The sequence below is a fragment of the Streptomyces sp. NBC_00236 genome, from assembly GCF_036195045.1.
Taxonomy (GTDB): Bacteria; Actinomycetota; Actinomycetes; order Streptomycetales; family Streptomycetaceae; genus Streptomyces.
On record NZ_CP108100.1, the window covers coordinates 7,914,824 to 7,939,351 of the forward strand.

Consider the following 24,528-nt stretch of genomic DNA (forward strand, 5'->3'; position numbering starts at 1 on the left):
CGGGAGCCGGTATGTCCGCATTCTCTGTACTGCCGCATGTTCTGCACGGCGACGGCCCGCACAAGGTGATCGCGGTGCACGGATGGTTCGCCGACCGCTCCGCGTACGACCCGGTGCTGCCGGACCTCGACGCCGGTTCGTTCCAGTACGCGGTGGTGGACCTGCGCGGCTACGGCGAGGCCAGCGACGCGGACGGCTCGTACACGACGGCCGAGGGCGCCGCGGACGTGCTCGCGCTGGCCGACCGGCTCGGCTGGGACCGGTTCTCGCTGATCGGCCACTCGATGGGCGGCGCCGTCATCCAGCGGACGGTGGCCGCCGCTCCGCAGCGGGTGCGCAGAATCGTCGGGGTGTCACCGGTTCCCGCCTCCGGCCTGCCGCTGCCGCCCGAGCAGTGGGAGCTGTTCGCCGGGGCGGCACAGAACCCGGACAACCGCCGGGCCATCCTCGACATCACCACCGGAGGCCGGCGCCCGGCGGCATGGCTGGACCGCATGGTGCGTCGCTCGGTCGAGTGCAGCGACGCGAACGCGTTCCGGGCCTGGCTGGACTCCTGGGCGGGCGAGGACTTCCACGACCGGATCGACGGTTCGCCGGTGCCGGCCCTGGCGGTGGTGGGGGCGCTGGACCCGGCGCTCTCCGCGGACCTGCAACGCTCCACGTGGATGCGCTGGTTCCCGAGCGCCGAGCTCGTGGAGCTGCCCTCGTGCGGCCATTACGCGATGGACGAGGCTCCGCTCGACGTCATCCGGGTGATGGAGGACTTCCTGCGGGCGGACGCGGAGGACGGCGAGGCGAAAGCGTGAGCGGCGCCGTCTCCCCGGCACCCGTACCGGACGTCTTCGACCCGAGGCAGTACGCGCGTGGCATCCCGTACGACCGCTACCGCCGCCTGCGCGACCACCATCCGGTGTCCTGGCAGCGGGAGCCGGAGGTGCTGGGCTGGCCGGCGGGCCCCGGCTTCTGGGCGGTGACCCGGCACCGGGACGCCGTCCGCGTCCTGAAGGACTCGTCCACGTACTCCTCGTACCTCGGCGCCACCCAGATCCGCGACCCCGACCCCGATGACCTGCCGTTCATCCGCCGCATGATGCTCAACCAGGACCCGCCGCACCACCGACGGCTGCGCACACTCGTCAGCCGTGCCTTCACCCCGAAACGCATGGACCGCTTCGGGACGGTCGTACGTGAACGAGCCCGCGACCTGCTCACAGGTGCCGTCAACGAGGCACGGGCAGGAGACGGCACCTGCGACCTGGTCACCCGGGTCACCGACGACTACGCGCTGCTCAACCTCACCGACCTCCTGGGCGTACCGGACACCGATCGCGCGCTCCTCCTCCACTGGACCAGGCGCGTCATCGGCTACCAGGACCCGGACGAGGCGGGGACAGCGGTACTCGGCCCGGACGGGAAGCCGGTCAACCCGCGCTCCCCGGCGTCGCTGCGCGACATGTTCGACTACGCGCACGTCTTGGCGGCACACAAGCGCGAGCACCCTGCCGACGACGTGATGACAGCCCTCGCCACCGACCCCGAACTGACCGCGCCCGAGCTGGAGATGTTCTTCTTCCTGCTGGTGGTGGCGGGCAACGACACGGTACGCAGCGCAGCCCCCGGAGGCCTGAGTCTCCTCGCCGAGCACCCCGAGGCGTTCGACCGACTCCGCAACGGCGAGGCCGAGTTCACCACGGCCGTGGACGAACTGCTCCGCCGCCACCCACCCGTCCTGTCCTTCCGTCGCACCGCCACGCAGGACACGGACCTGGCGGGAACACGCATCCGTGCCGGCGACAAGGTGGTCGTCTTCCACGCCTCGGCCAACCACGACGAACGCGTCTTCCCGGACCCGTTCGCCCTCGATCTCTCCCGCTCCCCGAACCCGCACATCTCGTTCGGCGACGGCCCTCATGTCTGCCTGGGCGCGCACTTCGCACGCCTGCAACTGCGGTCGCTGTACGAGGAGGCGTGCCGCGTACTCCCCGCTGGGCGCCTTGAACTCGCGGCGCCACCGCGCCGCCTGGTGTCGAACTTCATCAACGGCCTGAAGTCGCTGCCGGTGAGGGTGCCCGAGTCCGATGGGTGACGACAGCGTCCCCTGACATGAGCCGGCGAGCGTGCGCGACTGCGTTACGCCTTGCCCGACCCGAGCTGTGACGCCTGCCATCCATGGATGAGGAGATCGAACACGGTCTCCACGGACGCGAGCGGATCGTGCCGGGTCGCGGCCAGGGCCGGTACCTCCAGGACGAACCGTGCGAGTGCCGAGCAGGCGAGATCATCGGGTTCCCGGCCGAGCTCCGCCGCGATCGCGGCGCTGAGCGCACCCGCGTGCCGCATCCACATGCGCTCCCAGTACTCACGCAGAGCGGGCGTCTGCTGCACCAGAGCGACGAACCGCTCCCGACGCGGATCCGACTCCAACTGCACCCAGGACGTCAGCGCGTGCGCGCGGAGCGCTTCGACCACGCCCTGACCCTCGGGCCGTTCGTGTACGGCGGCGGTCAAACAGGCCTCGACTTCCGCTTCGCGGTCGAAGACCAGTGCTTCTTTGCTCGGGAAGTGCGCGAAGAGCGTCGTCGTCGACACGTCGGCCCGTTCGGCGACGTCCCGGACGCTCACCCGTTCGAATCCGTGCTCCAGGAAGAGCTCCAGGGCGGCGTCGGCGATGGCCTGCCTGGTCGCGGCCTTCTTGCGCTCGCGGCGACCAACGGGAACGGGCGGGGTATCGGTCATGTCATCACTGTACCCGATACCTGAAACGAGGCAGAAACTTGAACGATTGCAGTTTCTGACTCGTTCTGCTTTCCTGGTCCCGGTAGGGGCTGCCGCCCATCAGGGCGCGGTACCGGACATCGCCGCGCCGCGGCGTCACCGGAGCCCCGACCGACGAAGGGAATCCCCCATGCACTCTCCGAACCCCTCACGCGCACGCATCGGCATCATCGGCGCCGGCCCGGGAGGCCTCACCTGCGCCCGCATCCTGCAACGGCACGGCATCGCGGTGACCGTGTACGACCGCGACCCGGATGCGGACTCCCGGAACCAGGGAGGCTCGCTCGACCTGCACGACGACGACGGCCAACTCGCGCTCCGCGAAGCGGGCCTGCTGGAGGAGTTCTTCGCGCTCGCCAGGTTCGACGGGCAGGAAATGCGCCAGCTGGACCCGGCCGGCAACCTCCTTGCCCACCATGTGCCGGGCGAGGGCGAAACGACCAAGCCCGAGATCGACCGAGGACAGCTACGCGACCTGCTGCTGCGTTCACTGGCTGCGGGGACGGTCCAGTGGGGACGCACGCTCGATTCGGTGAGCGGACCGGCGCACGGCCCCCGGACGCTGACGTTCACCGACGGGACGACCGCCGAGACCGATCTCGTGATCGGCGCGGACGGCGCCTTCTCGCGCGTGCGCAGAGCGGTGTCACCCGCAATACCGGTCTACACGGGGGTCAGCTTCCTGGAGGCACATTTCGACGACATGGAGACCGCGCACCCCGAGCTCTCCGAACTGGTCGGGAAAGGCAGCGCGCACGTCGCCGACGGGGAGCGTGGCCTCTTCGCGCAGCGGAACAGCGGCGGCCACATGCGCGTCTACATCATGCAGCGCGTCCCCATGGACTGGATCGGGGCGAGGGGGCTCAGTTCCGATGACACGGAGGGCATCCGCGCACACCTGCTCGACACGTACGCGGCGTGGTCGCCCCGCACCCTCCGCATGATCACCGACAACGACGGCCCCTACGTCGATCGCCCGATCCTGGCCCTGCCGGTACCGCACACATGGGAGTACGCGCCGGGCGTGGCACTCCTCGGAGACGCCGCACACCTCATGCCTCCGCTGGGTGTCGGCGTCAACCTCGCCATGCTGGATGCCAGCGAACTCGCACTTGCGCTCGTCGGCTCGGCGACCGTCGACGACGCGGTGCGCGCGTACGAGAAGACGATGCTCCCGCGCTCGGCGGAGATCGCCCGGATGCTTGAGGGCGGCGCTGAGCACATGCTGGCCGCGCCTGACGCTGATGACGAGCGGTTCGGCCCGGGCCGACCTTGACGTGCACGTCAACACACGGGCCTGATCACCCACCTGCTTATTCGGCAGCATGGCGTCAAGCCCCTGGAGCGTGGCCGGAATAACCCCATGGGTGTTGCGGTCGACCACCTGTGGGCGCAGCGTACCGAGGGCGGAGCAGGCCCAGTCACGCTGAGCCTCGTGCTCGTCGGTGCTTTGACGTACTCCAGGCGGAGGGTCACGCGTCCTTGCCCAACACGCTCATTCGCTCCTCCAGCCGGCCCCGGAGGTCCGACAGGTCGTCATCGGGGAACTCCCGGGCGACTAGGTCGAGCCCCTCACTAAGGTAGGGCAGGGAGACGCTCATGCCGTAGTTGTTCGGATCTGGGTCCGCGAACAGGTACGGCCAGTCGTACAGGCCCTTGGTGCGCAGCAGGGTGTCGAGGTAGTCGCCGTAGCCGAGATCGAGGCGGGTGGGTCCCTGCCTGAGGTCGAAGTACCAGAGCTCCGGCGGGGCCTGGTCGGGGGTGAGCCGCATCGCGGTGTAAGTCCCGGTTCCGCCCACTGGATGGGTCTCGAAGATTCTGAACCCATGGATCAGCCGCTCTTCTTGGGATGCCGTCGCGGCGACTGGCTTCTTCCCTGCTCCGAGGAGCAGCGCCTCACCGATGTGCCTCAGGTGGAATTCCCCTGCGATCGTCTGGAAGGGTTCCAGAGCCCGCCAGGCGAAGACCAGACCGGAATGTCGGTGAAAGTTCGAGGTCAGTGCTGTGGGCAGCGGGGTCTTCTCCACGGCTCGCACGATGTGGAAGGCGTCTTCGGCGCGCTCCATGTAATCGGCCAGCGGACCCCGGTCATAGGTGTCGACGCGCAGGGACTCACACGCCTGGACCTGCTCCACCATCTCTCGGAGTCGGCGCTCGTAGTCGGTTTCCATATCTCCTCCGGATCGCGCTCGTATGATCACGTCTTCGGGTGAAGGTCAGTCGAACCTGAGCCGACCCGCGGTGGCGGCATGAGTGAGCTGAGTCGCGAGATGCGGAAATCTCCCGATGGCGTCAGTGAGGTCGGCGAACTCCTTCTTCTTCGACTCCTCCTTGATCTTCTTTGCATCTGGCTTGGTTATTCCGAGAGAGTCGAATATGGAGAAATTCACCCGTCGGGCGTTGATGCGCAACACATCGTTGGCCAGGTCATTCGGCGGGTCCTGCGTGTCTGAGAACGAGCCACCGCCGCCCTGAGGTGCACGCTCGCTCCATGTGTCGTTCGAGTGGTCGTATCCACCCCATTCGACCTCGATCTCCTCGGGAAACCCAGGGTGCGCCGAGAAGTAGGTGACGCCCACCCGATACCAGACCATGCGCTCGTACGCCGCATCCGAAACAGCCTTGTGGAGGGACTTCCTGGCAGGGTTCTCGATGCCGCTGTAGAACATGGGGTTGTTGACGAAGCCTCGCGCCGGGACCAGGTTCGAGTCGACCGCGTCCCCGCCGAGGAAAGCGGGCAGCAGATGCATCTTGACCCAGGCGTTGCTGTCCGGACGGCCCGGTGCCGGATCGTTGTAGGCCTTGGCACTGGCCCAGCCGGTCAAGGTCGCGCCGTCGTACGACCCCGCTTCGCTCCCCTTCTTGATGTCCTTGTCGATATAGCTCGCCTTGAAGGGACTGGCGAGGACACCGTTGGTCATAGGGGGGAGCACCGGTGGGGGCAGTGGGGGTGTGGCTCCCGGTCGCTTCTCCAGAAGAGTCGCGAGCTGCGCGAGGGCGGCGAGAAGATCGTCATATGATTTCTGAGCGGTGCTCGCTCCCGAGGGCAGGGCGCGAAAGGCGCTGTGCAGCGTGTTGACCTCGTCTCTCTTCTGCCCGGCAGCCGTCAGTGCCGCGCGGGACGCGCCACCAGGGTCGCTGGCGGTGCTCAGTTCGGTTTCCCAGTCCTCCAGGTACTTCTCGATGTCCTGTGGGCTACTGTGCACGACCAGCCTGGCGCCGGGGCTCTTTCCTTCGAACTGAACCTTGTGGCTCTCATTGTCCAGTGACTGGAACCCCTTCTTGGGAGGCGGGAACGCAGCAGCACTCTTCTCGTTGTCCTCCTTCTTTCCGTCAGGTCCCTGATTCCCTGACCGGGATTTATCCACGAGCTTCCGCCAGAGTGCCTTGCCCTTCTTCGCGATGAGATCGACGATCTTGTCGATCGCCCGATTAACCGGCCGCGCCACCGCATGGAAGACCTGCTTGACCTTGTTGGCCAGGCTCCCGATGCCCAGCAACGAAGCCAGGAACCCGATGAGCAGCGGCACGCTCGCCGCCAACGCCGCCTCGACCATCTTCGGGACGCCCGCCTGGCCGCCGTTGGCTATGGCCACCACCGCGTCCAGTACCGAGTTGACGAACTCCGCTATCTGCGCGCCCTGCGTCACCACGAAGGTGACGATGTCGATGATTCCCTTGACCGCGCGGATGAAGGCGGAGGCCGGGTTGAGCAGGGAGAGGATCCATGTGATGCCCGCGATGATGACCGTCGGGATCAGGTAGCTCGTCAGCTTTTCCAGGATCGTGGCCTTGAGGTCGCCGGCCTCTGCCTGGATCTCCTTGACCGCGCCCGCCGGGCCCTCGCTCGCGATGCTCTTCGCGACCGGGACCGATGTCTCGACCGCCGCCATCGCCTCGTCCGGGACGCCCTTGCGGGTGACGCGGGCCTTGATGTTGTCCCAGGTCAGGCCCAGCAGTGAGCCGATGAGCTGGATGATGCCCTTCATGTCGAACTTCTGGGGGAGTTCGAGGCCCGCCTTGACCGCGGTGCCGAGCAGCCAGGAGACGACGCCCGTCCTGAGGTGCTCGGCGATGTTCGTGACGAAGAGGTTGAGGCCTGCGCCGACCGCGCGTACCAGGTTGCCCAGGAAGCCGATGGGGTCCTTGATGATCTTCATCACGGCGCCGGCGGCCTTGGCGAGGATGCCGAGGAGGAGGTTCTTGAGCTCGTTGATCGTCTTGATGACGCCGACGATCGCGTCCTTCGCCTTGTCGATCAGGCCCTTGTTGGCGTCCTGGAGCTTCTTGATCTCCTCGTCGATCTTGTTCAGGGCCGCCGTGTACTTCGACGCGAGGTCCTGGACCAGCTGCTCCGACTTCTCGTTGACCGTGGCTTCCAGGTCGTCGAACTTGCCCGCGAAGTCCTTCGCCGCCTCCTCCCCGAACTGGCGCAGGTCCGCCGGGAGTTTGTCGACCTCGGCCTTGAGCTCGGTGCGGCCCTTGGCGATGCGGGCCTTCGCCCTGCCCAGCTCCGTTCCGATGAGGTCCGCGACCGAGGAGATCACCGTCTGCATCTGGGCGACGTAGAGCCCCCGGGCCTCCTGGTAGAGGTCGTTGGCCGCGTCGGGGAGGCCGGCGAACTTGTCCTTCACCCAGCGGGCCTTGCCCGTCCAGCCCGAGTAGCGCTTGTCCTTGTACTTCTTCATCCGGCGCTTGTGGTCCGCCGTGAACGCGTCGCGGGCCGCCTTCTCGCCTGCCGTGAACGCCGTGTCGACCTTCTTGTCCACGTCGGAGAGCGTGGTCTCGACGTCCTTCTTCGTGCCGTCGTAGACCTTCTGGAGCTTGGCCGTTACCTCGGCGCGCTTCTTCTCGTCCTTCGACTTCGTTTCACCCTTGCCGCCGTCCACCTTCTGGCCCGCCTGCGTGCGGGTTGCCGTGAGGGCCGTCATGGCGGCGGCGCCGGAGGCCGCCGCGCCCGCCTTGGCGGTGGTGAGTTGCTGGTTCTCGGCTGCCTGGCCCTTCGCGGGCGCCTTCTCGGAGTCTGTCTCGGCCGTCTTCTTTGCCGACAGGGCCTCGTTGAACTCCGGTTCGTTGCCCTTGGCCAGCTGCTCCTCGGTGACCTCGGCGTCCGCCATCTCCTTGTCGTTCTGCGCCGGGCCCTCGGAGAAGTCCGTGACGGCGGCCGGTTGCTTCGCCGGGATCGCGTCCGCCGCGGAGGGGGCGCCGGGGTTGCCCGGGGGCTGGTCCGGGGTGAGAGGGGTGACCGGCTTGTCCTTGGCGGCAGAGGTGTCCGGCGGGGCCTTCGTCGCCGTGTCGATGTCCTTGGCCGAGGACTCCTTGCCGTCCGTGACCTTGCCGTCGACCTCGGCCTTGACCTTCTCCGCCTTGCCGGACTTGGAGAACTTGTCGGCCTCGTCGAGGTTCTTCGGAGCCTGTGCGTCAATTGCCTTGTTCACCGCGTCGACGAATGCCTTCTTGTCGAACTCGCCGGGCTTCGCCGCGTTCATCTTTTCGGCGTTGGCAGCCTTGCCCTGGGCTTCCCTGTCATCAGGGGGCGCGACCGCCGCGTCCTGGGAGGCCTTGGACTCCGCGGCCGCAGGAGGGTGGACGGCGATCCGCGCCTTCTTCGCCGCCACAGCCGCCTTCATGCTGCGGAAGCCGGGGGCCTGGGCGGGAGCAGGTTTGACCGGGGCCGTGTAGCGCTGGGCCACGAGCCGGGAGACCGCCGCGTTGCCGGCCGCCCGTTGCAGGCGCTGGAGGGCTCGGCGGTCCGGGGCGGGTGAGGACGGCGAAGGGGCCCGCTCCGTGCGGGGGGCGGCATCGGGGTGGGCCGGTGCGGTGGGGGTCTTCTCCGGAACCGACTTCATCCGCCCCCTCCCGCCAGCCACCGATCCGCCCGGACGTCGTGTATCAGGCTGCCGCGCGCGTACCGGGCGGCTGGAGGATGCGCGGGCCGTGGCCGGGGCAGGTCCCCGTGGCGCGTGAGGTGCCGGCGGACTGCCTCTTCGGGCAGCCGTCCGTGCACGGCGGGGCGGCCGAGTATCCGTTCCCGGTGATCGCACCAGTGATGAGAATGACTCGCGGTCCCGGCCATGGAACGGGGCGGGGAGCACATCGAGGAGCGCGTCAAGGAGAGGCTCATATGCCGTCGTACCTGTCCCCGGGCGTCTACGTCGAAGAGGTCGAGTCCGGGTCCCGGCCGATCGAAGGGGTGGGCACCTCGGTCGCCGCCTTCGTCGGCTTCGCCCAGCGGGGGCCGTTCGACGAGCCGACGCTCATCACCAACTGGAGCCAGTTCGCCAGTACCTTCGGCGACTTCGTCGACGGCATGTACCTCGCCTCCTCCGTCTACGGCTTCTTCGCCAACGGGGGCGGCATCTGCTACGTCGTACGCATCGCAGAGGGAGCGGACACCGGTGCGGGGGAACTGGCCGCCGGCGCCGAGGTCCAGATCGGGCCGTACGCCGTCAAGCCCCGGGCGGGTGTGGCCGGTGAGATCAGTGTGGAGGTCGCGGAGGCCGAGGGTGACGACCCGCCCTCCGATGTGTTCCAGCTGATCGTGAAGCGGGACGGGCAGGTGGCGGAGACGTACCCGTCCGTGACGACCAAACGCAGCAAGGAGAACGTCGCGACCCGCGTCAACGCGAAGTCCGAGCTCATCGAGATCCGGGAGACGGGGCGCGGCGCCGCCCCGGCCAGGCCCGACGTCCAGTCGGTCGCACTCGCGCCCGCCGCCCCCGCGGCGGGCGGCGCCGGTGCGCTCGCCCCCGAGGCGTACGTCGGTGACGCCGACCGCCGCACGGGGCTAGGCGGGCTCGAAGCCGTGGACGAGGTCACGATGATCGCCGTGCCCGACCTGATGGGCGCGTACCAACGCGGGCTGCTCGACCTGGAGTCCGTCATCGCCGTTCAGCAAGGGCTCATCAGCCACTGCGAGTTGATGGGCGACCGTGTCGCCATTCTCGACCCGCCGCCCGGCCTCTCGCCGCAGCAGGTCAGGAGCTGGCGCATGGACCGGGCCAACTTCGACTCCAAGTACGCCACGCTCTACTACCCCTGGATCAGCGTCGCCGACCCGGCCTCCGGACGCGCCGGCCTCGTACCGCCGAGTGGCCACATCGCGGGGATCTGGGCACGCAACGACGACACGCGCGGAGTGCACAAGGCGCCGGCCAACGAGGTGGTGCGCGGGGCCGTGGCGCTGCAGACGCAGCTCACCAAGAGCGAGCACGATCTGCTCAACCCGATCGGGCTGAACTGCATCCGCTCCTTCCCCGGGCGCGGCATCCGGGTCTGGGGTGCGCGGACGCTAGCCTCCGACCCGGCCTGGCGCTACCTCAACGTCCGGCGGCTCTTCAACTACCTGGAGGAGTCCATCCTCGCGGGCACGCAGTGGGTCGTCTTCGAGCCGAACGACGACGCGCTGTGGGCACGTATCCGGCGTACGGTCTCGGCGTTCCTGGTGAACGAGTGGCGCAAGGGCTCCCTCTTCGGACTGACACCCGACGAGGCGTTCTACGTGAAGTGCGATCGCGAAACCAACCCGCCCGAGAGCGTCGACGCGGGGCAGGTCATCTGCGAGGTCGGCGTCGCACCGGTCAAGCCGGCCGAGTTCGTGGTGTTCCGGCTCTCCCAGCTGACCGGCGGCACCGGGGGTGTCGACGAATGACCGGGCCGTCGGCAGCACTTCGACCAGCAGTGACCCGCCCGTCCTCGAACCTGGCGTAAGGAGCCTGTTGTGCCGCTTCCCGATCTTGACAGTTCCGTCGGGCATTCCTTCGGCCTGGAGTTCGACAGCGTCATCATCAAGCAGATCACCGAGGTCAGCGGTCTGAAGATGGAGCAGGACGTCATCGAGCTGAAGCAGAACACCGCCGACGGCAAGTACGCCATCAAGAAGCTGCCCGGCCGGCCCAAGGCCGGTGAGGTCACCGTCACGCGCGGCCTCACGGAGGACAACAGCTTCGAACGCTGGATCAAGGACTCCCGGTTCGGCCGCATGATGAGCGCCCGGCGCAACGGGGCGGTCATCGTCTACGACTACGAGGGCCTGCCCATCAAGCGGTACAAGCTGATCAACGCCTGGCCGAAGTCGCTGGAGATCGGCACCCTGAAGGCCGGTGACACCTCGGTCCTCACGGAGAAACTGTCGATCACCTACGAGAGCATGGAGCTCGACTGATGCGGCGCACGGTCCAGTTCCAGGCTCCGCAGGGGGAGTCGGCGGAGCGGGAGAGCGCCGGGCTTCACGAGCCGTTGCGTACGGAGTTCGCCTTCGACCTGCCGCGCGGGTACGTCGACGAGTCGGGCACCGTGCACCGCTCCGGCGTGATGCGCCTCGCGACCGCCCGCGACGAACTCGTGCCGTTGCGCGACGACCGGGTGCGGGAGAACTCCGCGTACCTGTCCGTCGTCCTGATCTCCCGCGTCGTGACCCGGATCGGCACGGTCGAGGACATCCACCCGGGAGTCATCGAGGACCTGTTCGCTTCCGACCTGGCCTTCCTCCAGGACTTCTACCGCCGGATCAACGCGGAGGGGCATACCCGCGCCGCCGTGTCGTGTCCGTCCTGCAAGGAGGAGTTCGCGGTGGATCTCGCCGGCGGTCGCCTGGGGGAATCGTGACGTACGCGGCCGACCTGCTCTACGAGGAAGTCGCGTACCTCGCCTACCACTTCAACTGGCCGCTGGACGACCTGCTGGATCTGGAACATCCGGAACGACTGAAGTTCGTCGCACAGGTCGCTCGCCTCAACGGGCAGTAGCGAGGGGCGCAGGGAGGGGGAGAGATTCATGGGGCTGATGTCCTGGTTGCGCGGTGGCCGTTCCCTCGGTGCTGATCCGGCCCCGGGTGATGCGCACGGTTCGCGGCCGGACCGGCTGGACCGTGTAGATGTGAGCCGACTGGCGCCCGTGCAGCGGTCCGTGACCGGACAGGACCTCGTGACCGACCCCGCAGGATTCCAGACGGCGCTGACCACGCGGCAGGACACCGCACTCGGCACACCGCTGGGCCATCTGGTCAGCCCTGACGCACCCGCCGGGCTGGTGCACGGAGTGGCCCTCGCGGCACCGGGGAGCCCTGCGCCCGCGGTCCAGCGGACCGTCGACATGCCGCTGCGGCTACGGAGCGAGCCCGCTCCGGTGGCTGTTCAGCGCGCGTACGGGGGGAGTGTTCCGGCTCTGACGACCGCTGCGGGCTCGTCGGTCGAAGCCGGGCTGCCCGTACGGCAGTTGGTGGGCGACGAGCCGCTCGTCCAGCGATCGGAGGTGGCCGGGCAGAGCGATGCGGGGCGGGACACGGGCGAGGCACCGCCGGGTGCGCCGACGGTTCAGCGCACTGGTTCCGCCCCCTTGGCGCAACCCCCTCGACGCACGCCCGGACTCGGGGCGCCGCTGCCCGGTCTGCCGCCCACCGCTCAACGACAGGCCCATCGGCCACCGGACGTCCAACCATCCGCTACCCGGCCGACCGTGGTGCAGAGCGAGCCCGGCCCGGCGACCCCGGCCGACGGTCCCTCCGTTTCGGCGGGCGACGCAACGCCGGTGGCTCCGGAGGTACCCGTACCGTCCGACGGCACCGAAGCGGCCGTTCCGGTCGCCCCGCTGCTCGGTGATGCCCCCTTGACCGGTGCGGTCTCCGGGGGAGAGCCGGGCGGGGAGGGCGCAGCCGCCGCGACCCCGGCATCCACTGTCCCCCTCCAGCGCTCGGAGGCCGTCCGCGCCGGGCTCCAGCCCGTCCTCCCACCCGCCGACGGCCCGACCGCGCCTCTTCTCGGGGATCGGCCGCTCTCCCTCCGGTCCGCCACCGGTCCCGCACCTCCGGCCGGGGCGGTCGTCCAACGCGCGCCGGAGGGCGGTGGCGGCCGGCGGACGCCGACGCAGCCCGCCGGCCCGCCGCCGAGCCGGCCCTCTGCCGTACCCGTACGGTGGACCGTCCCCGACCCGGGAACGCTTTCCGGTCCGCCGGCGGCACTCCTCCAGCGTGAGGCGGCGCCCGCACAGCGGGAGACGGCCGGCCCCTCACCCGTACAGCGGCAGGCGGTTGGGGCGCCGCCCGTACAACGGCGGACGGGAGGGGCGCCGCCCCTACCCGCATCGGCGGCCGGCCGTACCGGCGGCCGGCCCGCCGATTTCCCGACCGCCGGCTCCGCCGCCGTCGCGGCCGGGGTGGCCCAGCGCATGGCCGACGGGAGCGTCGTCTTCGGGGCCGCGCCCCAGCACGGCACCTCACGGCCGGTCCTCCAGCGGGACGCCGAGATCGCCGAGGAGCCACCACCGCTGCCGGAACCCGAGCCGCCTCCCGTACCGGAACCGGAGCCGGGACCCGAGGCGCCGGCCGGTCCCGAGGTCGTGCCCGCAGGCGCGGACGCGGATGCCCGTGCGGGAGCGGCGGCAGGGCCGCCCGTGACGGACGAGCTGGTCCGTGCGCTCTACGGGCCGCTCAGCCGGCTCCTGAAGGCCGACCTCCGGCTCGAACGCGAACGCGCCGGGTTCCACATCAACACCCGCCACTGACGATCAGCGCCCTTCACCCGAGTCACCGGAGTCACCCGAGCCACTGAGCCACCGATCGAGAGGCACGTGCCATGGCCACCTCCCCGGACGACGACCCCGCCGTCAGCGTCTGCTTCGTCGTGACGATCGACGACATCGAACTCGGGTCGTTCAACACCTGCGACGGGCTGGGCTGCGAAGTGGTCCTGGAGACCCGGGAGGAGGGCGGCAACAACGGGCATCTGTGGCAGTTGCCGACCCGGCTGAAGTACTCCAACGTCAAGCTGTCCCGCCCTCTGACCCGGGAGACGGAGAAGGTGGCGCGCTGGTTCGCCACGATGACGACCGGCTTCAGCCGCAAGACCGCGCACATCGAGGCGCGGACAGGCGACGGGCGGAAAGTGGCCCAGTGGGGGCTGCTGGAGGTCGTGCCCGTCCGGTGGACCGGTCCCTCCTTCACGCCCGAGTCGCCCAAGGTCGCGATGGAGACGATCGAGATCGCCCACCACGGCTACGTGATGGAGGGCTGAGCGGCATGAGCGGCATGAGCGGCGCGGGACCCATCGCCTTCAGTGCCGCCGGTACGTCCGGGGTGGCGTCCGCGGCGAAGGGCGGCTCGGCCAGGCCCAAGCTGGAGCACGCCTACCTGGAGCTGCGGACACCGCCCACCGGCGGCGGGCTCACACCCGGTGGTCCGTGCGGACGGATCGACTTCCAGTTCAACCCCAAGGAGCTGAGCCTGACCAAGGCCGCATCCTGGAAGCGCACCCCGGCCAAGGGCGCGAAGAGTTCGGGCCCGCCGGAGTACCAGGGTTCGCAGCCCAGCAAGCTCACCGTCGAGATGTTCTTCGACGCCAGCGACACCCAGGACACCCGGGTGGTGACCTCCGTGGAGCAGCTCTTCGCCTGTTGTGTGCCGACGAGCGAGACCCGGCAGCAGCAGCGGTCGTCACCGCCCTGGGTGGTGTTCCACTGGGGCGGGCTCACGGGGTTCCCCGGCTACGTCAGCCAAGTCGCCGCAAAATACACCCTGTTCACGACATCGGGGGTGCCGATCAGGGCCGTCTGCCAGGTCACGATGGAGGAGATCAGCGGGGAGACGCCCGGCCAGAACCCGACCTCCGGCGCGCTGGCCGCCCGGCGCGTGCACCGGGTGGCGGCCGGGGACTCGCTGCCCTCGCTGGCGCACCGGGAGTACGGCGACGCCGGTGCGTGGCGGGTCATCGCGGAGGCGAACCGTATCGACGACCCGTTGCGGCTCGCACCGGGAACACAACTGCTGCTGCCCGCCCTCGACGAGCTGAGCAGACTCGGCAGTGACCCGGACCGGGGGCGGGGCCGATGACCGGGCAGGGCGTCGCCAGCGCGCTGGTGGTGGAGTTCGACGGCACCCCGCTCCCCGCGAAGTTCGTGAACACCCTCGTCGAGGGGTACGTGGACGACAGCCGTACGCTTCCCGACCTGTTCCTGCTGAGGTTCCGGGACCCCGACCGGGTCCTGCTGCAACAGACCGGACTGAAGATCGGCACCGAGGCCCGGCTGCTGGCCCGGGCAGGCGGTGACACGGCACCGAAGCCGCTGCTCGAAGGTGTGGTCACGGCCCTGGAGGTGGAACTCGACGAGACCGGCACGTTCACCGTCGTACGGGGCCTGGACGAGTCGCACCGGCTGCTGCGGGGGCGGCGGGTCGCCAGCTACCAGAACATGACGCTCGCCGACATCTGCGGCCAGGTCGCCCAGCGCGCCGGACTGAAGCCGGGAACGGTGGACGTCGTCGGACCCGTGATCGAGCACCTGGCCCAGCCCAACGTCACCGACTGGGAGTTCGTGCGCGGGCTCGCCGAGGAGGCCGGTGCGCAGGCGTACGTACGCGACGGGCAGCTGCACGTCACCCGCCCCGCCGAGGCGAGCGGGGCGCCGGACGGGTCCGCGCGCGCCGACCGCAATCCGCTCGTCCTCGAACTGGGCGACAACCTGCTGCGCTGCCGCGCCGGGGTCTCGGCCGCCGAGCAGGTGTCCGAGGTGGAGGTGCGCGGCTGGGACGTCGCGGCGAAGGAGCCGGTGATCGGCAGGGCCCCGGCCGGCACGTCGTCGACGCTGGAACTCGGGGTGACGGCAGCCGAGGTGTCCGCGCCCTTCGGCGAGGCACGGTTCGTCGTCACCGACGCGGCGTACGGGGAGCAGGCGCAGGTGGACCGTGCGGCGAAGGCGCTGGCGGAGCGGATCGCCGGGTCGTTCGCGGAGCTGGAGGCGGCGATCCGGGGCAATCCGGAGGTCAGGGCGGGCAGCGCGGTGGCGCTGAACGCGGTGGGCGCGCCGTTCGAGGGCCGGTACACCGTCACGTCGTCGCGTCACGTCTTCGACGCCGTACGCGGATACGAGACCTGGATCACCGTGTCCGGGCAGCAGGAACGCTCGCTGTTCGGACTCACCGGAGGCAACGGGCCGGCGGGCCTGCCCGGACGATGTACCGGGCTGGTCAGCGGAACGGTGACGGACACCCAGGATCCCGAAGGGTCGGGCCGGGTGAAGGTGCGCTTCCCCTGGCTGTCGGACGAGTACGCCAGTGACTGGGCGCGCACGGCACAGTCCGGCGGTACGGGCGGCGGCGAGGCCTTCATCCCGGAGGTCGGGGACGAGGTGCTGGTCGGCTTCGAGCACGGGCACCTGGACCGGCCGTACGTGCTGGCCGGGCTGTACAACGGCAAGGACCGGCCCGGGGGAGGCCCCCCGGGCACCGCGGGAAGCCCCGCTGAAGGCGGCGACCTCGTCGATCCCACCACCGGCGCGGTGAACCGTCGCGCCTTCGCGTCCAAGAGCGGAAACCAGCTCGAACTCCTGGACGCGGCGAACGGCCCGCAGGGAGTCAGGCTCCGCACCGGCGACGGGAAACTCACCATCGACCTGGACCGGCGGGGCACGGCCGTCGTCATCAACAGCGACGGCAGCGTGACGATCGAGGCCAAGGAGCGGGTCTCCGTCAAGGCGGCCGACGGCGTCGCGCTGGACGCCGGACGCGGGGCGCTTGAACTGACCGGCGACAGCGTCACGGTGACGTCCCGCAACGGGGTCGCACTCGACGGCGGGAACGGCAAGGTCGCGCTCTCCACCGGCGGCGCCGTGGAGGTCCGGGGCGGCCAGGTCACGGTCAACGGCACGCAGCGCACGGACGTGAGGAGCGGCGGGTCGGTGGCCGTCGACGCACCGATGATCACGCTCAACTGACCTGCCGCAACCAAGGGACGAGGAGTACACCGCATGCCGTCAGCCGCAGCCGCACGGGTCACCGATCCCACCGGCCACCCCGGCACGGTCGGGCCGCCCGGAGTGGTGTCGGTGCTGATCGGCGGGAAGCCCGCAGCCACGGTCGGCACCGCCCACCAGTGCGCGTCCCCCCTCGCCCACCCGCCGTCCGCGATCGCACCGCCCGGCAGCACCACCGTGCGGATCGGCGGCAGTCCGGCCGCCCGGGTCGGAGATCTGAGCGGCTGCGGCTCACCGGTCGTGTCGGGCTGCGCCACCGTGCTGATCGGAGGCTGAGCCGGGATGGGACAGCAGTTCATCGGAGCCGGCTGGGCGTTCCCGCCCCGTACGGACGCCACCGGGTCCATCGCGCTGGTGCGCGGCGATCGGGAACTGGAGGAGTCCATCCGGCTGATCCTCGCGACCTCCCCGGGCGAGCGGCCGATGCGGCCCGAGTTCGGCTGCGCCGTCAACGACTACGTGTTCGCGCCCGCCGACGCGGGAACGGCGGGGCAGCTCGCGTACGAGGTACGGCTGGCGCTGGAGCGCTGGGAGCCCCGGATCGACGTCGCCGAGGTCACCGTGCGGTTCGACGAGGCGGACAACGGGGTCCTCTACATCGACATCGGCTACGCGGTGCGCGGCTCCAACGACCCCCGCAACCTCGTCTTCCCGTTCTACGTGATCCCGCAGCACGCGCAGGAGACGACCCACGACGACGAGGAGGCCGGCGCGTGACGCTGCCCAGTCCCCATCTGGACGACCGCCGCTTCCAGGGCCTGGTGGACGAGGCCAAGCGCCTGGTCCAGCAGCGCTGCCCGGAGTGGACCGACCACAACGTGTCCGATCCCGGCGTCACCCTCATCGAGGCGTTCGCCACCATGGTCGACCAACTCGTCTACCGCGTGAACCGGGTGCCGGAGAAGAGCTATCTCACCTTCCTCGACCTGATCGGGGTCCGGCTGCACCCGCCCACGGCCGCGCACACCGATGTGACGTTCCGGCTCTCCGCGCCCCGTCCCGACCCGGTCGTCGTGCGGGCCGGGACGGAGGTCGCCACCGTGCGTACGGAGACGGAGGAAGCGGTCGTCTTCACGACCGCCGAGCAGCTGACGATCACTCCCTGCGCCTTCGCGCACCTCGCCACCTGGCCGGTGTCGGGGGAGGCGGCCGATCGTACGGACGAGCTGGCGATCGGCCGGGACGTGACGTGTTTCGGGGCGACTCCGGCGCCCGGCGACTGCCTCTATGTCGGTCTGTCGGCCGCGGTGCCCGCCGGAGTCGTCGTCCTGCGCCTCGACTGCAAGGTCGAGGGCGTCGGCGTCGATCCGCTGCGGCCGCCGCTCGTCTGGGAGGCCTGGGACGGTACCGCCTGGACCGTCAGCGAGATCGAGAAGGACGACACCGGAGGCTTCAACCGCTCCGGCGAACTGATCCTGCACCTGCCGAGGACGCACACCCCGGCGGCCGTCGTGCGGCGCACCGGGGGCTGGCTGCGCTGTCGCCTGATCGACGCCCAGGACGGCCGGCCGACCTACCTGGCCCCGCCGGTCCTGCGGCGGATCACGGCCTTCACCATCGGTGCGACCGTGGCGGCCGAACATGCCGAGACCGTCGCCGACGAGGTGCTGGGTGCGGCGGAAGGAGTGCCGGGCCAGGTGTTCGAGCTGGCCCGCCCGCCGGTGGTTCCCGGCGACTTCGTGGTCGAGGTGGCCGACCCCGGAAGCGGACCGGAACCGGAGTACACCCGGTGGACCCGGGTCGACGACTTCGCGCACTCCGGACCCGAGGACCACCACATCACCCTCGACCCGAACTCCGGCCGCGTCGAGTTCGGACCGGCCGTACGGGAACGGGACGGCTCCGTCCGCCACTACGGCGCGGTCCCCCCGAAGGGCGCCACCGTCCGGGTGCGGTCCTACCGGACGGGCGGCGGGCGGCGCGGGAATGTCGCCAGGTCGGCACTGAAGGTCCTGCGCAGCGCGATCCCCTACGTGGCCCGGGTGGAGAACCGCAGGCCGGCCCTCGGTGGTGTCGACGGCGAGAGCGTCGACAGCGCCCGGGTGCGCGGGCCGATGACACTGCGGACCCTGCACCGCGCCGTCGTCCCGCACGACTACGAACTGCTCGCCCGCGACATCGCCCCGGACGCGGCACGCGTGCACTGCATCCGGGCCGGCGAGCCCGGGGACGACGAGGGTTCCGCGCACGGGGTGCGGCTGCTCGTCGTCCCGGCCGGCCGCAGCGACGAGCAGGGCAGGATCGAGTTCGACGAGCTCATCCCGCCGGCCCACACGCTGCGCCTCATCGCCGGGCACCTGGAGGCCCGCCGTCCGATCGGGGCGCGCCTGGTCGTCGAGCCGCCGTACTACCAGGGCGTCACCGTCGTCGCCTCGGTGCAGGCCGAACGCGGAGCGGTCGCGGAGCGCGTACGGGAGGCGGCGCTGGCCGCGCTGTACGGGTACTTCAACGCACTGTCCGGAGGGCCGAACGGACAGGGCTGGCCGTTCGGACGACCGGTCCAGTCGGGCGAGGCGTTCGCCGTGCTCCAGCGGGTGCCGGGCGTGGACCTCGTGGAGGACGTACGGCTCTACCGCGCCGATCCGGTCACCGGTGAACGCACCGACGCCACGGCCAAGATCCCGCTGGACCGGCACGCCCTGGTCTTCAGCTACGAGCACCAGCTCCGGGTGAGAGGGGCTTAGACCCATGCGTACCGGCGTCACCGGACTCCCGACTCCCCACCCCCTGATCGACCAACTACCCGCCGTCTACCTGGAGCAGGACTTCCTCCGGCGCTTCCTGACCGCGCTCGACGAGGTGCTCGCACCCGTCCTGCTGACCATCGACAACCTGCCCGCCCACCTCGACCCCCGCAGCGCCCCGGAGGACTTCCTGGCCTGGCTGGCCCAATGGGTGGCGGTGGAGCCGCACGAGGACGGGCCCGTCGAGCGGCGCCGGGAGACGGTACGGGGAGCGGTCGGACGGCATGCCCGGCGCGGGACGGCGGGCGGGCTGGCCGAAGCGGTGCGGCTGGAGACGGGCGCGGAGGCGGAGATCACCGAGAGCGGCGGAACGGCCTGGTCGACCGTGTCGCAGACCGCGCTGCCGGGCCGGGCGCGCGCCCGGGTGACGATCCGGGTCCGCGAACGGGCGGAAAGGCCTGTCGACCGGGTGCGGCTGGAGGAGCTCATCGGGACCGAGATCCCGGCGCATGTCGGGTACACGCTGGAGATCCTTCCTCCGGCCGGGGACGCGGGGGGTGGTGCGCAGTGATCTGCGAGGCGTGTGGCCACCGGAATGCGCCGGGGCGCGAGTTCTGCGCTTCCTGCGAGGCGTTCCTGGCGTGGGAGCCGGAGAGCGCGGGCGAGGCCGGACCGGGGCCACGGGCGGCCGGACAGCCGGAGCCCGTGACGCCCGCCCCCGGCCGGGACTCGGACCCTGTTCTGCCCCTCGTCCCGCCCCCGGCGCCGGCGCCCGGTCCCGTACGCATGCCCACCGCACCGCCCACCGCTCCGGCTGCCCCGCCGCAGCCGACGGCGGCAGCGGCTCCCCGGCGCCCCGGGGACGCGTTGGACGGGCCGGCCCCCGGCCCCGATGCCTGGGCGCCCGGCCCGGAGCCCGCTGCCCCCGCACCGCCGGGACCGGTGGCGGGCGCACCGGTGGTGTGCCCCAACTGCCGCGCGGAGAACGCGCCGGAACGCACGCTGTGCGTGCGGTGCGCTCTGCTCCTCGACCCGGGGCCGCCCCCCGCCCTCCGCCCGCCGTGGTGGCGCCGCATTCTTCGGCGGGGGCCGGGGAAGAGCCGCGCCGCTGGTACACGGCCACGGCGCGGGCGGCGCAGGCCGAGGTTCGCGCTGCCGGTCGTGCTGCTTCTGCTGGCGGTCGGGATCTGGTTCGCGCTGCCGCACCTGTCCGGTCTGCTCGGCTTCGCCAAGGAGGAGACCGGGGCCCCGGAAGCGGTCGTGCCGTCCGCGTTCCGGAGCTCCGGCTCCGCTCCGGGACATCCGGTGACGGCGGCCTTCGACGGGTTCAACAACCGGTACTGGGCCCCGCGGGAGAGCGGTGACGGAGCCGGTGAGTACCTGGACTGCTCGTTCACCCAGCCCGTCCGGCTGCTGAAGATGGTGGTGTTCTCCGGGACTTCGGCGCGGAAGGACGAATTCCTCACGCAGGCCAGGCCCGCCCGCATCACCGTGGTCCTGACCTCGAAGGACGGCAAGGAGAGCAGGCGGACGGTCCGGCTGGCCGACGAGCCGGGCCAGCAGACGTTCGACGTACGGGGATCGGACACGGTCGCCGTACGGCTCACGGTCGACTCCGCGTACGGCACGGGCAAGGGGCGCCGGGTGGCCGTCGCGGAGGTCGAGTTCTTCGGACACCGGTCCTGACACGCTCCCGGAGTCCGCGCGACGGCCGGGGGCCCGCTGCGCACGCCGTCGGTTCGGGCCCGCCCCTTCAGTGGCGGGTACTGAGCGGTTGCCGGACCAGACGGCACAGCCGCAGGAGCATCTCGTCGTCGCCGAAGCCGCCCGCCTTGATCAGGACGGGGAGGGACGACGAGCCGAGCGGGGTTCCGCGGGCGACGCCGGGTTCGGGCTCGTCGAGCAGATCGATGCCGTTGATGCCGAGGGCCTGGAACACGCCCGCGGCGGTCTCTCCGCCGGTGACGACGAGTGCGTCGGCCAGACGCTCAGCGGCGAGTGTCCGCACGACCGAGGCGAGGGAACGGGCGAGCTCACGCGCGGTGTGCGGTGCATGACGTTCATCGGGTGTCTGCACCGTGAGGACGGGTGCGGCCAGGGCGCGCAGGGCCTCCACCGCCGGGGCGGGATCCTTGCCGACGGTGACCCCCCGGACGTCGGTTCGGGCGCGGAGCGCGGCCAGTTGTCGCCGGGTCGCCGGATGAGCACTGCCGACGACGACGAGTGGACGGCGGGCCGGTGCGGGTGCGGGCGGAACCGGTCCGTCCTCGCGCGCGCATCGTCGGGCCAGGGCGGCCGCCAGTCCGGGCGAGCCGACCCACAGGACGTCGTCGAGGTGGGGGACCGCTGCGACCAGGCGGCCGAGGTCGCCGTCCGTCGCGGCGGAGCAGACGATCAGAGCGCCTCGGCCGATGAGGCCGGGCAGTTCGGCCGCCCCGTCCGGTCCGACCGCGACGGCGTCCGGGAACACGGTCATCAGGTCCGCACACCGCACCGGATGAACGGGGTCGCGGGCGAACTCGCTCTCGTGGACCGGTACGCCCCGCACGTACTGGACAGCCTCGACCGTCACCCGGCCCTCCGCGGGAAAGGCGGGAGCGAGGATGACGGCCCGCCGCCGCGATCCCGCCCATGCGGCCCGCAGCTCCGCCGCGACATGGCCGCGCAGGGTCGAATCCACCGTCTTGAAGAGGAGCACGGACCCGGCGAACCGGCGGGCGGCCCGGCCCGTGCGTGCGGCGGCGGCGTCCTCGTCCAGCAGCCGGGTCCCGAGATCGACCGCGGTCACGCCCGTGCGGGGCGGGAGTTCCGCCGCCGGGGTGGACATGAGGATCCGTGCCCCGTGGCCGCTCCGGCGGAAGGGCGCGGCTCCGTCCCCGGCACTGGTGAGGTCGTCCGCGAGGATGACGAAACCCTGCCGGGCGTCCTTGCCGGATGTCATGCCGTGCCTCTCCGTCGAACCAGTCATCGGTGAACAGGCCCATGGTCGACGACATCACGGACGCAGGACAAACGGTTCGCTCATCGCCCCGGCCGCCCGATCCGGCGGGACCCGTACCGGACGTCACAGTCCGCCGGTGCCGCGGTGCGCGAGCCGGACCCGGCTTGCGGCCGCGCGGGGATCACGGCAGGGTGCGGAGGTGTGGCCACTCTCCTGATCGTGCATCACACGCCCTCGCCGAACTGCCAGGCACTGTTCGAAGCCGTCGTCTCCGGTGCGACGACCGACGGGATCGAGGGCGTCAGGGTCGAGCGCCGGGCAGCGCTTGCCGCGACGGCCTCCGACGTACTCGCAGCCGACGGCATTCTGCTCGGCACCCCGGCGAACCTCGGCTATATGTCCGGCGCCCTCAAGCACTTCTTCGACCAGATCTACTATCCCTGCCTGGACGCGACGCGTGGCCGCCCCTTCGGGTACTACGTGCACGGCGGCAACGACGTCACCGGCGCTGTCCGGGCCATCGAGTCGATCACGACCGGTCTCGGATGGCGCCGCGCGACCGACGCCGTGACGGTCACGGGAGAACCCGCCAAGGCCGACACCGAGGCGTGCTGGGAGCTGGGGGCGACCCTCGCCGCCGGCCTGACGGACTGATCCGTCGCAGGCGTCAGAGGATGTGAGCGAATCACGCCGCACGCGGAATGCCCGGTGCCGCCGTGGTGTTGTGGCTCACGGCAAGGTGCGTACGGCCATGATCTGCAGGGCATTGCGTGGCGCCGCCCGCGCGCGTAGCGTTCCGGAGACAGGTCATGAGTGTCAGCGTCAGGCCCTGGCCTGCTGACCGGCAACCCTCCCGCGCGGTGGGGTGCTCCAGGTGACGACCAGGCGGGGCCCGTCCGGGTTCCGCAAGCGCGAGGCCTCCGGGCCCGCCGAGCCGGCAGAGCGGAGGCGACGGTCATGCCAGCGGTGACCTGCCCGCTCGTCAGGGTGCTCGCGCCACGGCGCCGCGTCCACCTCTACTCCCGGCCCCACATCGACCTCCAGCGCGTGGCCGGCGCGCTCTGTTGTTCCTGATCCGTACCCGCGACGCCGAACCTCCCGACGAGGCCCGGCGATCAACCACGGTCGATCAGGAAGGCACCCTGTCGTGTCCGCATCGTCATCCCCGCACCCTCCCCTGTCCTCCTCCCTGCACCTCGCCGTCGCGCTCAACGGCGCGGGCTGGCACCCGGCCGCGTGGCGCGAGCCGGAGGCCCGGCCCAGGGAACTGCTCACCGCCGCCTACTGGACCGACACCGTCCAGGAGGCCGAACGCGGCCTGCTCGACTTCGTGACGATCGAGGACGCGCTCGGGCTCCAGTCCTCGCGGTTCACGGGGCCCGACGACCGCACCGACCAGGAGCGCGGGCGCCTCGACGCGGTACTCATCGCCGCTCGCGTGGCCCCGCTGACCCGGCACATCGGACTCGTCCCCACCGTGGTCGCCACGCACACGGAGCCGTTCCACATCTCCAAGGCGATAGCCACGCTCGACTACGTGAGCACCGGCCGGGCCGGTCTGCGCGTCCAGGTGTCGGCCCGGCAGCACGAAGCGGCCCACTTCGGCCGCCGGACATTCCCGCCGTTCCGCGTCGAGGACCTGGACACGCCTTCCGTACGCGCGCTGACCGCCGAACTCTTCGAGGAGGCCGCCGACTACGTCGAGGCGGTGCGCCGCCTGTGGGACAGCTGGGAGGACGGCGCGGAGATCCGCGACGTCGCCACGGGCCGCTTCATCGACCGCGAGCAACTGCACTACATCGACTTCGAGGGACGGCACTTCAGCGTCAAGGGCCCCTCGATCACGCCCCGGCCCCCGCAGGGGCAGCCGGTCGTCAGCGCCCTCGCGCATCAGAGCGTGCCCTTCCAACTGGTGGCCCGCTCCACGGACATCGGCTACATCACCCCGCACGACACCGGCCGGGCCCGCAGCGTCGTCGACGAGATCCGCACCGAACAGGCCGCAGCCGGGCGGGCGGCGGAGCCCCTCCACATCTTCGGGGACCTCGTCGTCTTCCTCGACGACGACCCCGCGGCCGCAGCGGCCCGCCGGGACCGTCTCGACGGCCTCGCGGGGCACCCGTACACCAGCGACGCGAAGGTGTTCACCGGCACACCCGCGCAATTGGCCGACCTGCTCCTGGAGTGGCAGCGGGCCGGGCTCACCGGATTCCGGCTGCGCCCCGCGGCGACCGGACACGACCTTCCGGCGATCACTCGCGAACTGGTACCCGAACTGCAGCGCCGGGGCACCTTCCGGACCGCCTACGAGGCCGACACCCTGCGCGGGCTGCTCGGCCTCGCCCGCCCCGCCAACCGCTACGCCACCGTCTGAGCCGGAGGGAA

Annotated in this window: 23 protein-coding genes and 1 riboswitch; of the genes, 19 read left to right on the top strand and 4 right to left on the bottom strand. The window is 70.8% G+C overall.

Annotated features, from left to right (window positions below):
* Positions 1 to 11: 11 nt before the first annotated feature.
* Both OG446_RS35285 and OG446_RS35290 read left to right on the top strand, forming a co-directional pair.
* On the top strand, positions 12 to 806 hold the full coding sequence (locus OG446_RS35285; protein ID WP_328897853.1) for an alpha/beta fold hydrolase: 795 nt from the start codon (positions 12 to 14) through the stop codon (positions 804 to 806).
* Complete coding sequence (locus OG446_RS35290; protein ID WP_328897854.1) at positions 803 to 2,086, top strand: cytochrome P450; 1,284 nt, start codon at positions 803 to 805, stop codon at positions 2,084 to 2,086. The genes OG446_RS35285 and OG446_RS35290 overlap by 4 nt, the downstream gene beginning before the upstream one ends.
* 44 nt (positions 2,087 to 2,130) lie before the next feature.
* On the opposite strand, the gene OG446_RS35295 is transcribed toward OG446_RS35290, so the two are convergent.
* A complete protein-coding gene (locus OG446_RS35295) occupies positions 2,131 to 2,736 on the bottom strand; it encodes a TetR/AcrR family transcriptional regulator (RefSeq protein ID WP_328897855.1) in 606 nt (201 codons plus the stop codon).
* A gap of 169 nt (positions 2,737 to 2,905) precedes the next feature.
* On the opposite strand from OG446_RS35295, the gene OG446_RS35300 reads away from it, so the two are divergent.
* A complete protein-coding gene (locus OG446_RS35300; protein ID WP_328897856.1) occupies positions 2,906 to 4,051 on the top strand; it encodes an FAD-dependent oxidoreductase in 1,146 nt (381 codons plus the stop codon).
* Between the two features lie 196 nt (positions 4,052 to 4,247).
* Here the strand turns inward: OG446_RS35300 and OG446_RS35305 are convergent, their stop codons facing one another.
* Complete coding sequence (locus tag OG446_RS35305; protein ID WP_328897857.1) at positions 4,248 to 4,946, bottom strand: hypothetical protein; 699 nt, start codon at positions 4,944 to 4,946, stop codon at positions 4,248 to 4,250.
* 45 nt (positions 4,947 to 4,991) lie between these two features.
* A complete protein-coding gene (locus OG446_RS35310; RefSeq protein WP_328897858.1) occupies positions 4,992 to 8,624 on the bottom strand; it encodes a phage tail protein in 3,633 nt (1,210 codons plus the stop codon).
* A 275-nt stretch (positions 8,625 to 8,899) separates the two neighbouring features.
* On the opposite strand from OG446_RS35310, the gene OG446_RS35315 reads away from it, so the two are divergent.
* From OG446_RS35315 to OG446_RS35375, 13 genes are all read left to right on the top strand, one after another.
* A complete protein-coding gene (locus OG446_RS35315; RefSeq protein WP_328897859.1) occupies positions 8,900 to 10,426 on the top strand; it encodes a phage tail sheath family protein in 1,527 nt (508 codons plus the stop codon).
* 69 nt (positions 10,427 to 10,495) lie between these two features.
* Complete coding sequence (locus OG446_RS35320) at positions 10,496 to 10,939, top strand: phage tail protein (protein WP_148016754.1); 444 nt, start codon at positions 10,496 to 10,498, stop codon at positions 10,937 to 10,939.
* Positions 10,939 to 11,382, top strand: coding sequence for a hypothetical protein (locus tag OG446_RS35325; protein ID WP_328897860.1), 444 nt, complete (start codon positions 10,939 to 10,941; stop codon positions 11,380 to 11,382). Before OG446_RS35320 ends, OG446_RS35325 begins: the two co-directional genes overlap by 1 nt.
* Positions 11,379 to 11,522: a DUF6760 family protein gene (locus tag OG446_RS35330; protein ID WP_328897861.1), complete on the top strand. Its 144-nt coding sequence runs from the start codon at positions 11,379 to 11,381 to the stop codon at positions 11,520 to 11,522. Before OG446_RS35325 ends, OG446_RS35330 begins: the two co-directional genes overlap by 4 nt.
* Positions 11,523 to 11,652: 130 nt before the next feature.
* On the top strand, positions 11,653 to 13,275 hold the full coding sequence (locus OG446_RS35335; protein WP_328897862.1) for a hypothetical protein: 1,623 nt from the start codon (positions 11,653 to 11,655) through the stop codon (positions 13,273 to 13,275).
* A 71-nt stretch (positions 13,276 to 13,346) separates the two neighbouring features.
* Entirely contained in the window at positions 13,347 to 13,784 is a 438-nt protein-coding gene (locus tag OG446_RS35340; RefSeq protein WP_148016756.1) for a phage tail protein, read from the top strand.
* Positions 13,785 to 13,798: 14 nt separating this feature from the next.
* The gene (locus tag OG446_RS35345; protein WP_328898518.1) at positions 13,799 to 14,599 is read left to right on the top strand and encodes a CIS tube protein; all 801 of its coding nucleotides are present in this window, start codon (positions 13,799 to 13,801) and stop codon (positions 14,597 to 14,599) included.
* Positions 14,596 to 16,479, top strand: coding sequence for a VgrG-related protein (locus OG446_RS35350; RefSeq protein WP_328897863.1), 1,884 nt, complete (start codon positions 14,596 to 14,598; stop codon positions 16,477 to 16,479). The genes OG446_RS35345 and OG446_RS35350 overlap by 4 nt, the downstream gene beginning before the upstream one ends.
* A gap of 33 nt (positions 16,480 to 16,512) precedes the next feature.
* Positions 16,513 to 16,794, top strand: a complete 282-nt coding sequence (locus OG446_RS35355) for a PAAR domain-containing protein (RefSeq protein WP_328897864.1) — start codon at positions 16,513 to 16,515, stop codon at positions 16,792 to 16,794.
* A gap of 6 nt (positions 16,795 to 16,800) precedes the next feature.
* Positions 16,801 to 17,235 (top strand): GPW/gp25 family protein, encoded by a 435-nt coding sequence (locus OG446_RS35360; protein WP_328897865.1) that lies wholly within the window; start codon positions 16,801 to 16,803, stop codon positions 17,233 to 17,235.
* Positions 17,232 to 19,202 carry a putative baseplate assembly protein gene (locus tag OG446_RS35365; protein ID WP_328897866.1) on the top strand — a complete coding sequence of 657 codons (1,971 nt, stop codon included), beginning with the start codon at positions 17,232 to 17,234 and terminating at the stop codon, positions 19,200 to 19,202. The genes OG446_RS35360 and OG446_RS35365 overlap by 4 nt, the downstream gene beginning before the upstream one ends.
* Positions 19,203 to 19,206: 4 nt before the next feature.
* Positions 19,207 to 19,773, top strand: coding sequence for a phage tail protein (locus tag OG446_RS35370; protein WP_328897867.1), 567 nt, complete (start codon positions 19,207 to 19,209; stop codon positions 19,771 to 19,773).
* A 590-nt stretch (positions 19,774 to 20,363) separates the two neighbouring features.
* Positions 20,364 to 20,888: an NADase-type glycan-binding domain-containing protein gene (locus OG446_RS35375; protein ID WP_328897868.1), complete on the top strand. Its 525-nt coding sequence runs from the start codon at positions 20,364 to 20,366 to the stop codon at positions 20,886 to 20,888.
* 67 nt (positions 20,889 to 20,955) lie between these two features.
* On the opposite strand, the gene OG446_RS35380 is transcribed toward OG446_RS35375, so the two are convergent.
* Entirely contained in the window at positions 20,956 to 22,143 is a 1,188-nt protein-coding gene (locus OG446_RS35380; protein ID WP_328897869.1) for a four-carbon acid sugar kinase family protein, read from the bottom strand.
* Positions 22,144 to 22,344: 201 nt separating this feature from the next.
* Here OG446_RS35380 and OG446_RS35385 point away from each other — a divergent pair, with 201 nt between their 5' ends.
* From OG446_RS35385 to OG446_RS35395, 3 genes are all read left to right on the top strand, one after another.
* Positions 22,345 to 22,797, top strand: a complete 453-nt coding sequence (locus tag OG446_RS35385; RefSeq protein WP_328897870.1) for a flavodoxin family protein — start codon at positions 22,345 to 22,347, stop codon at positions 22,795 to 22,797.
* 151 nt (positions 22,798 to 22,948) lie between these two features.
* Positions 22,949 to 23,061, top strand: a riboswitch (SAM riboswitch).
* A 39-nt stretch (positions 23,062 to 23,100) separates the two neighbouring features.
* A complete protein-coding gene (locus OG446_RS35390; RefSeq protein ID WP_328897871.1) occupies positions 23,101 to 23,217 on the top strand; it encodes a putative leader peptide in 117 nt (38 codons plus the stop codon).
* Between the two features lie 73 nt (positions 23,218 to 23,290).
* Complete coding sequence (locus OG446_RS35395; RefSeq protein ID WP_328897872.1) at positions 23,291 to 24,517, top strand: LLM class flavin-dependent oxidoreductase; 1,227 nt, start codon at positions 23,291 to 23,293, stop codon at positions 24,515 to 24,517.
* The last annotated feature ends 11 nt before the right edge of the window (positions 24,518 to 24,528 follow it).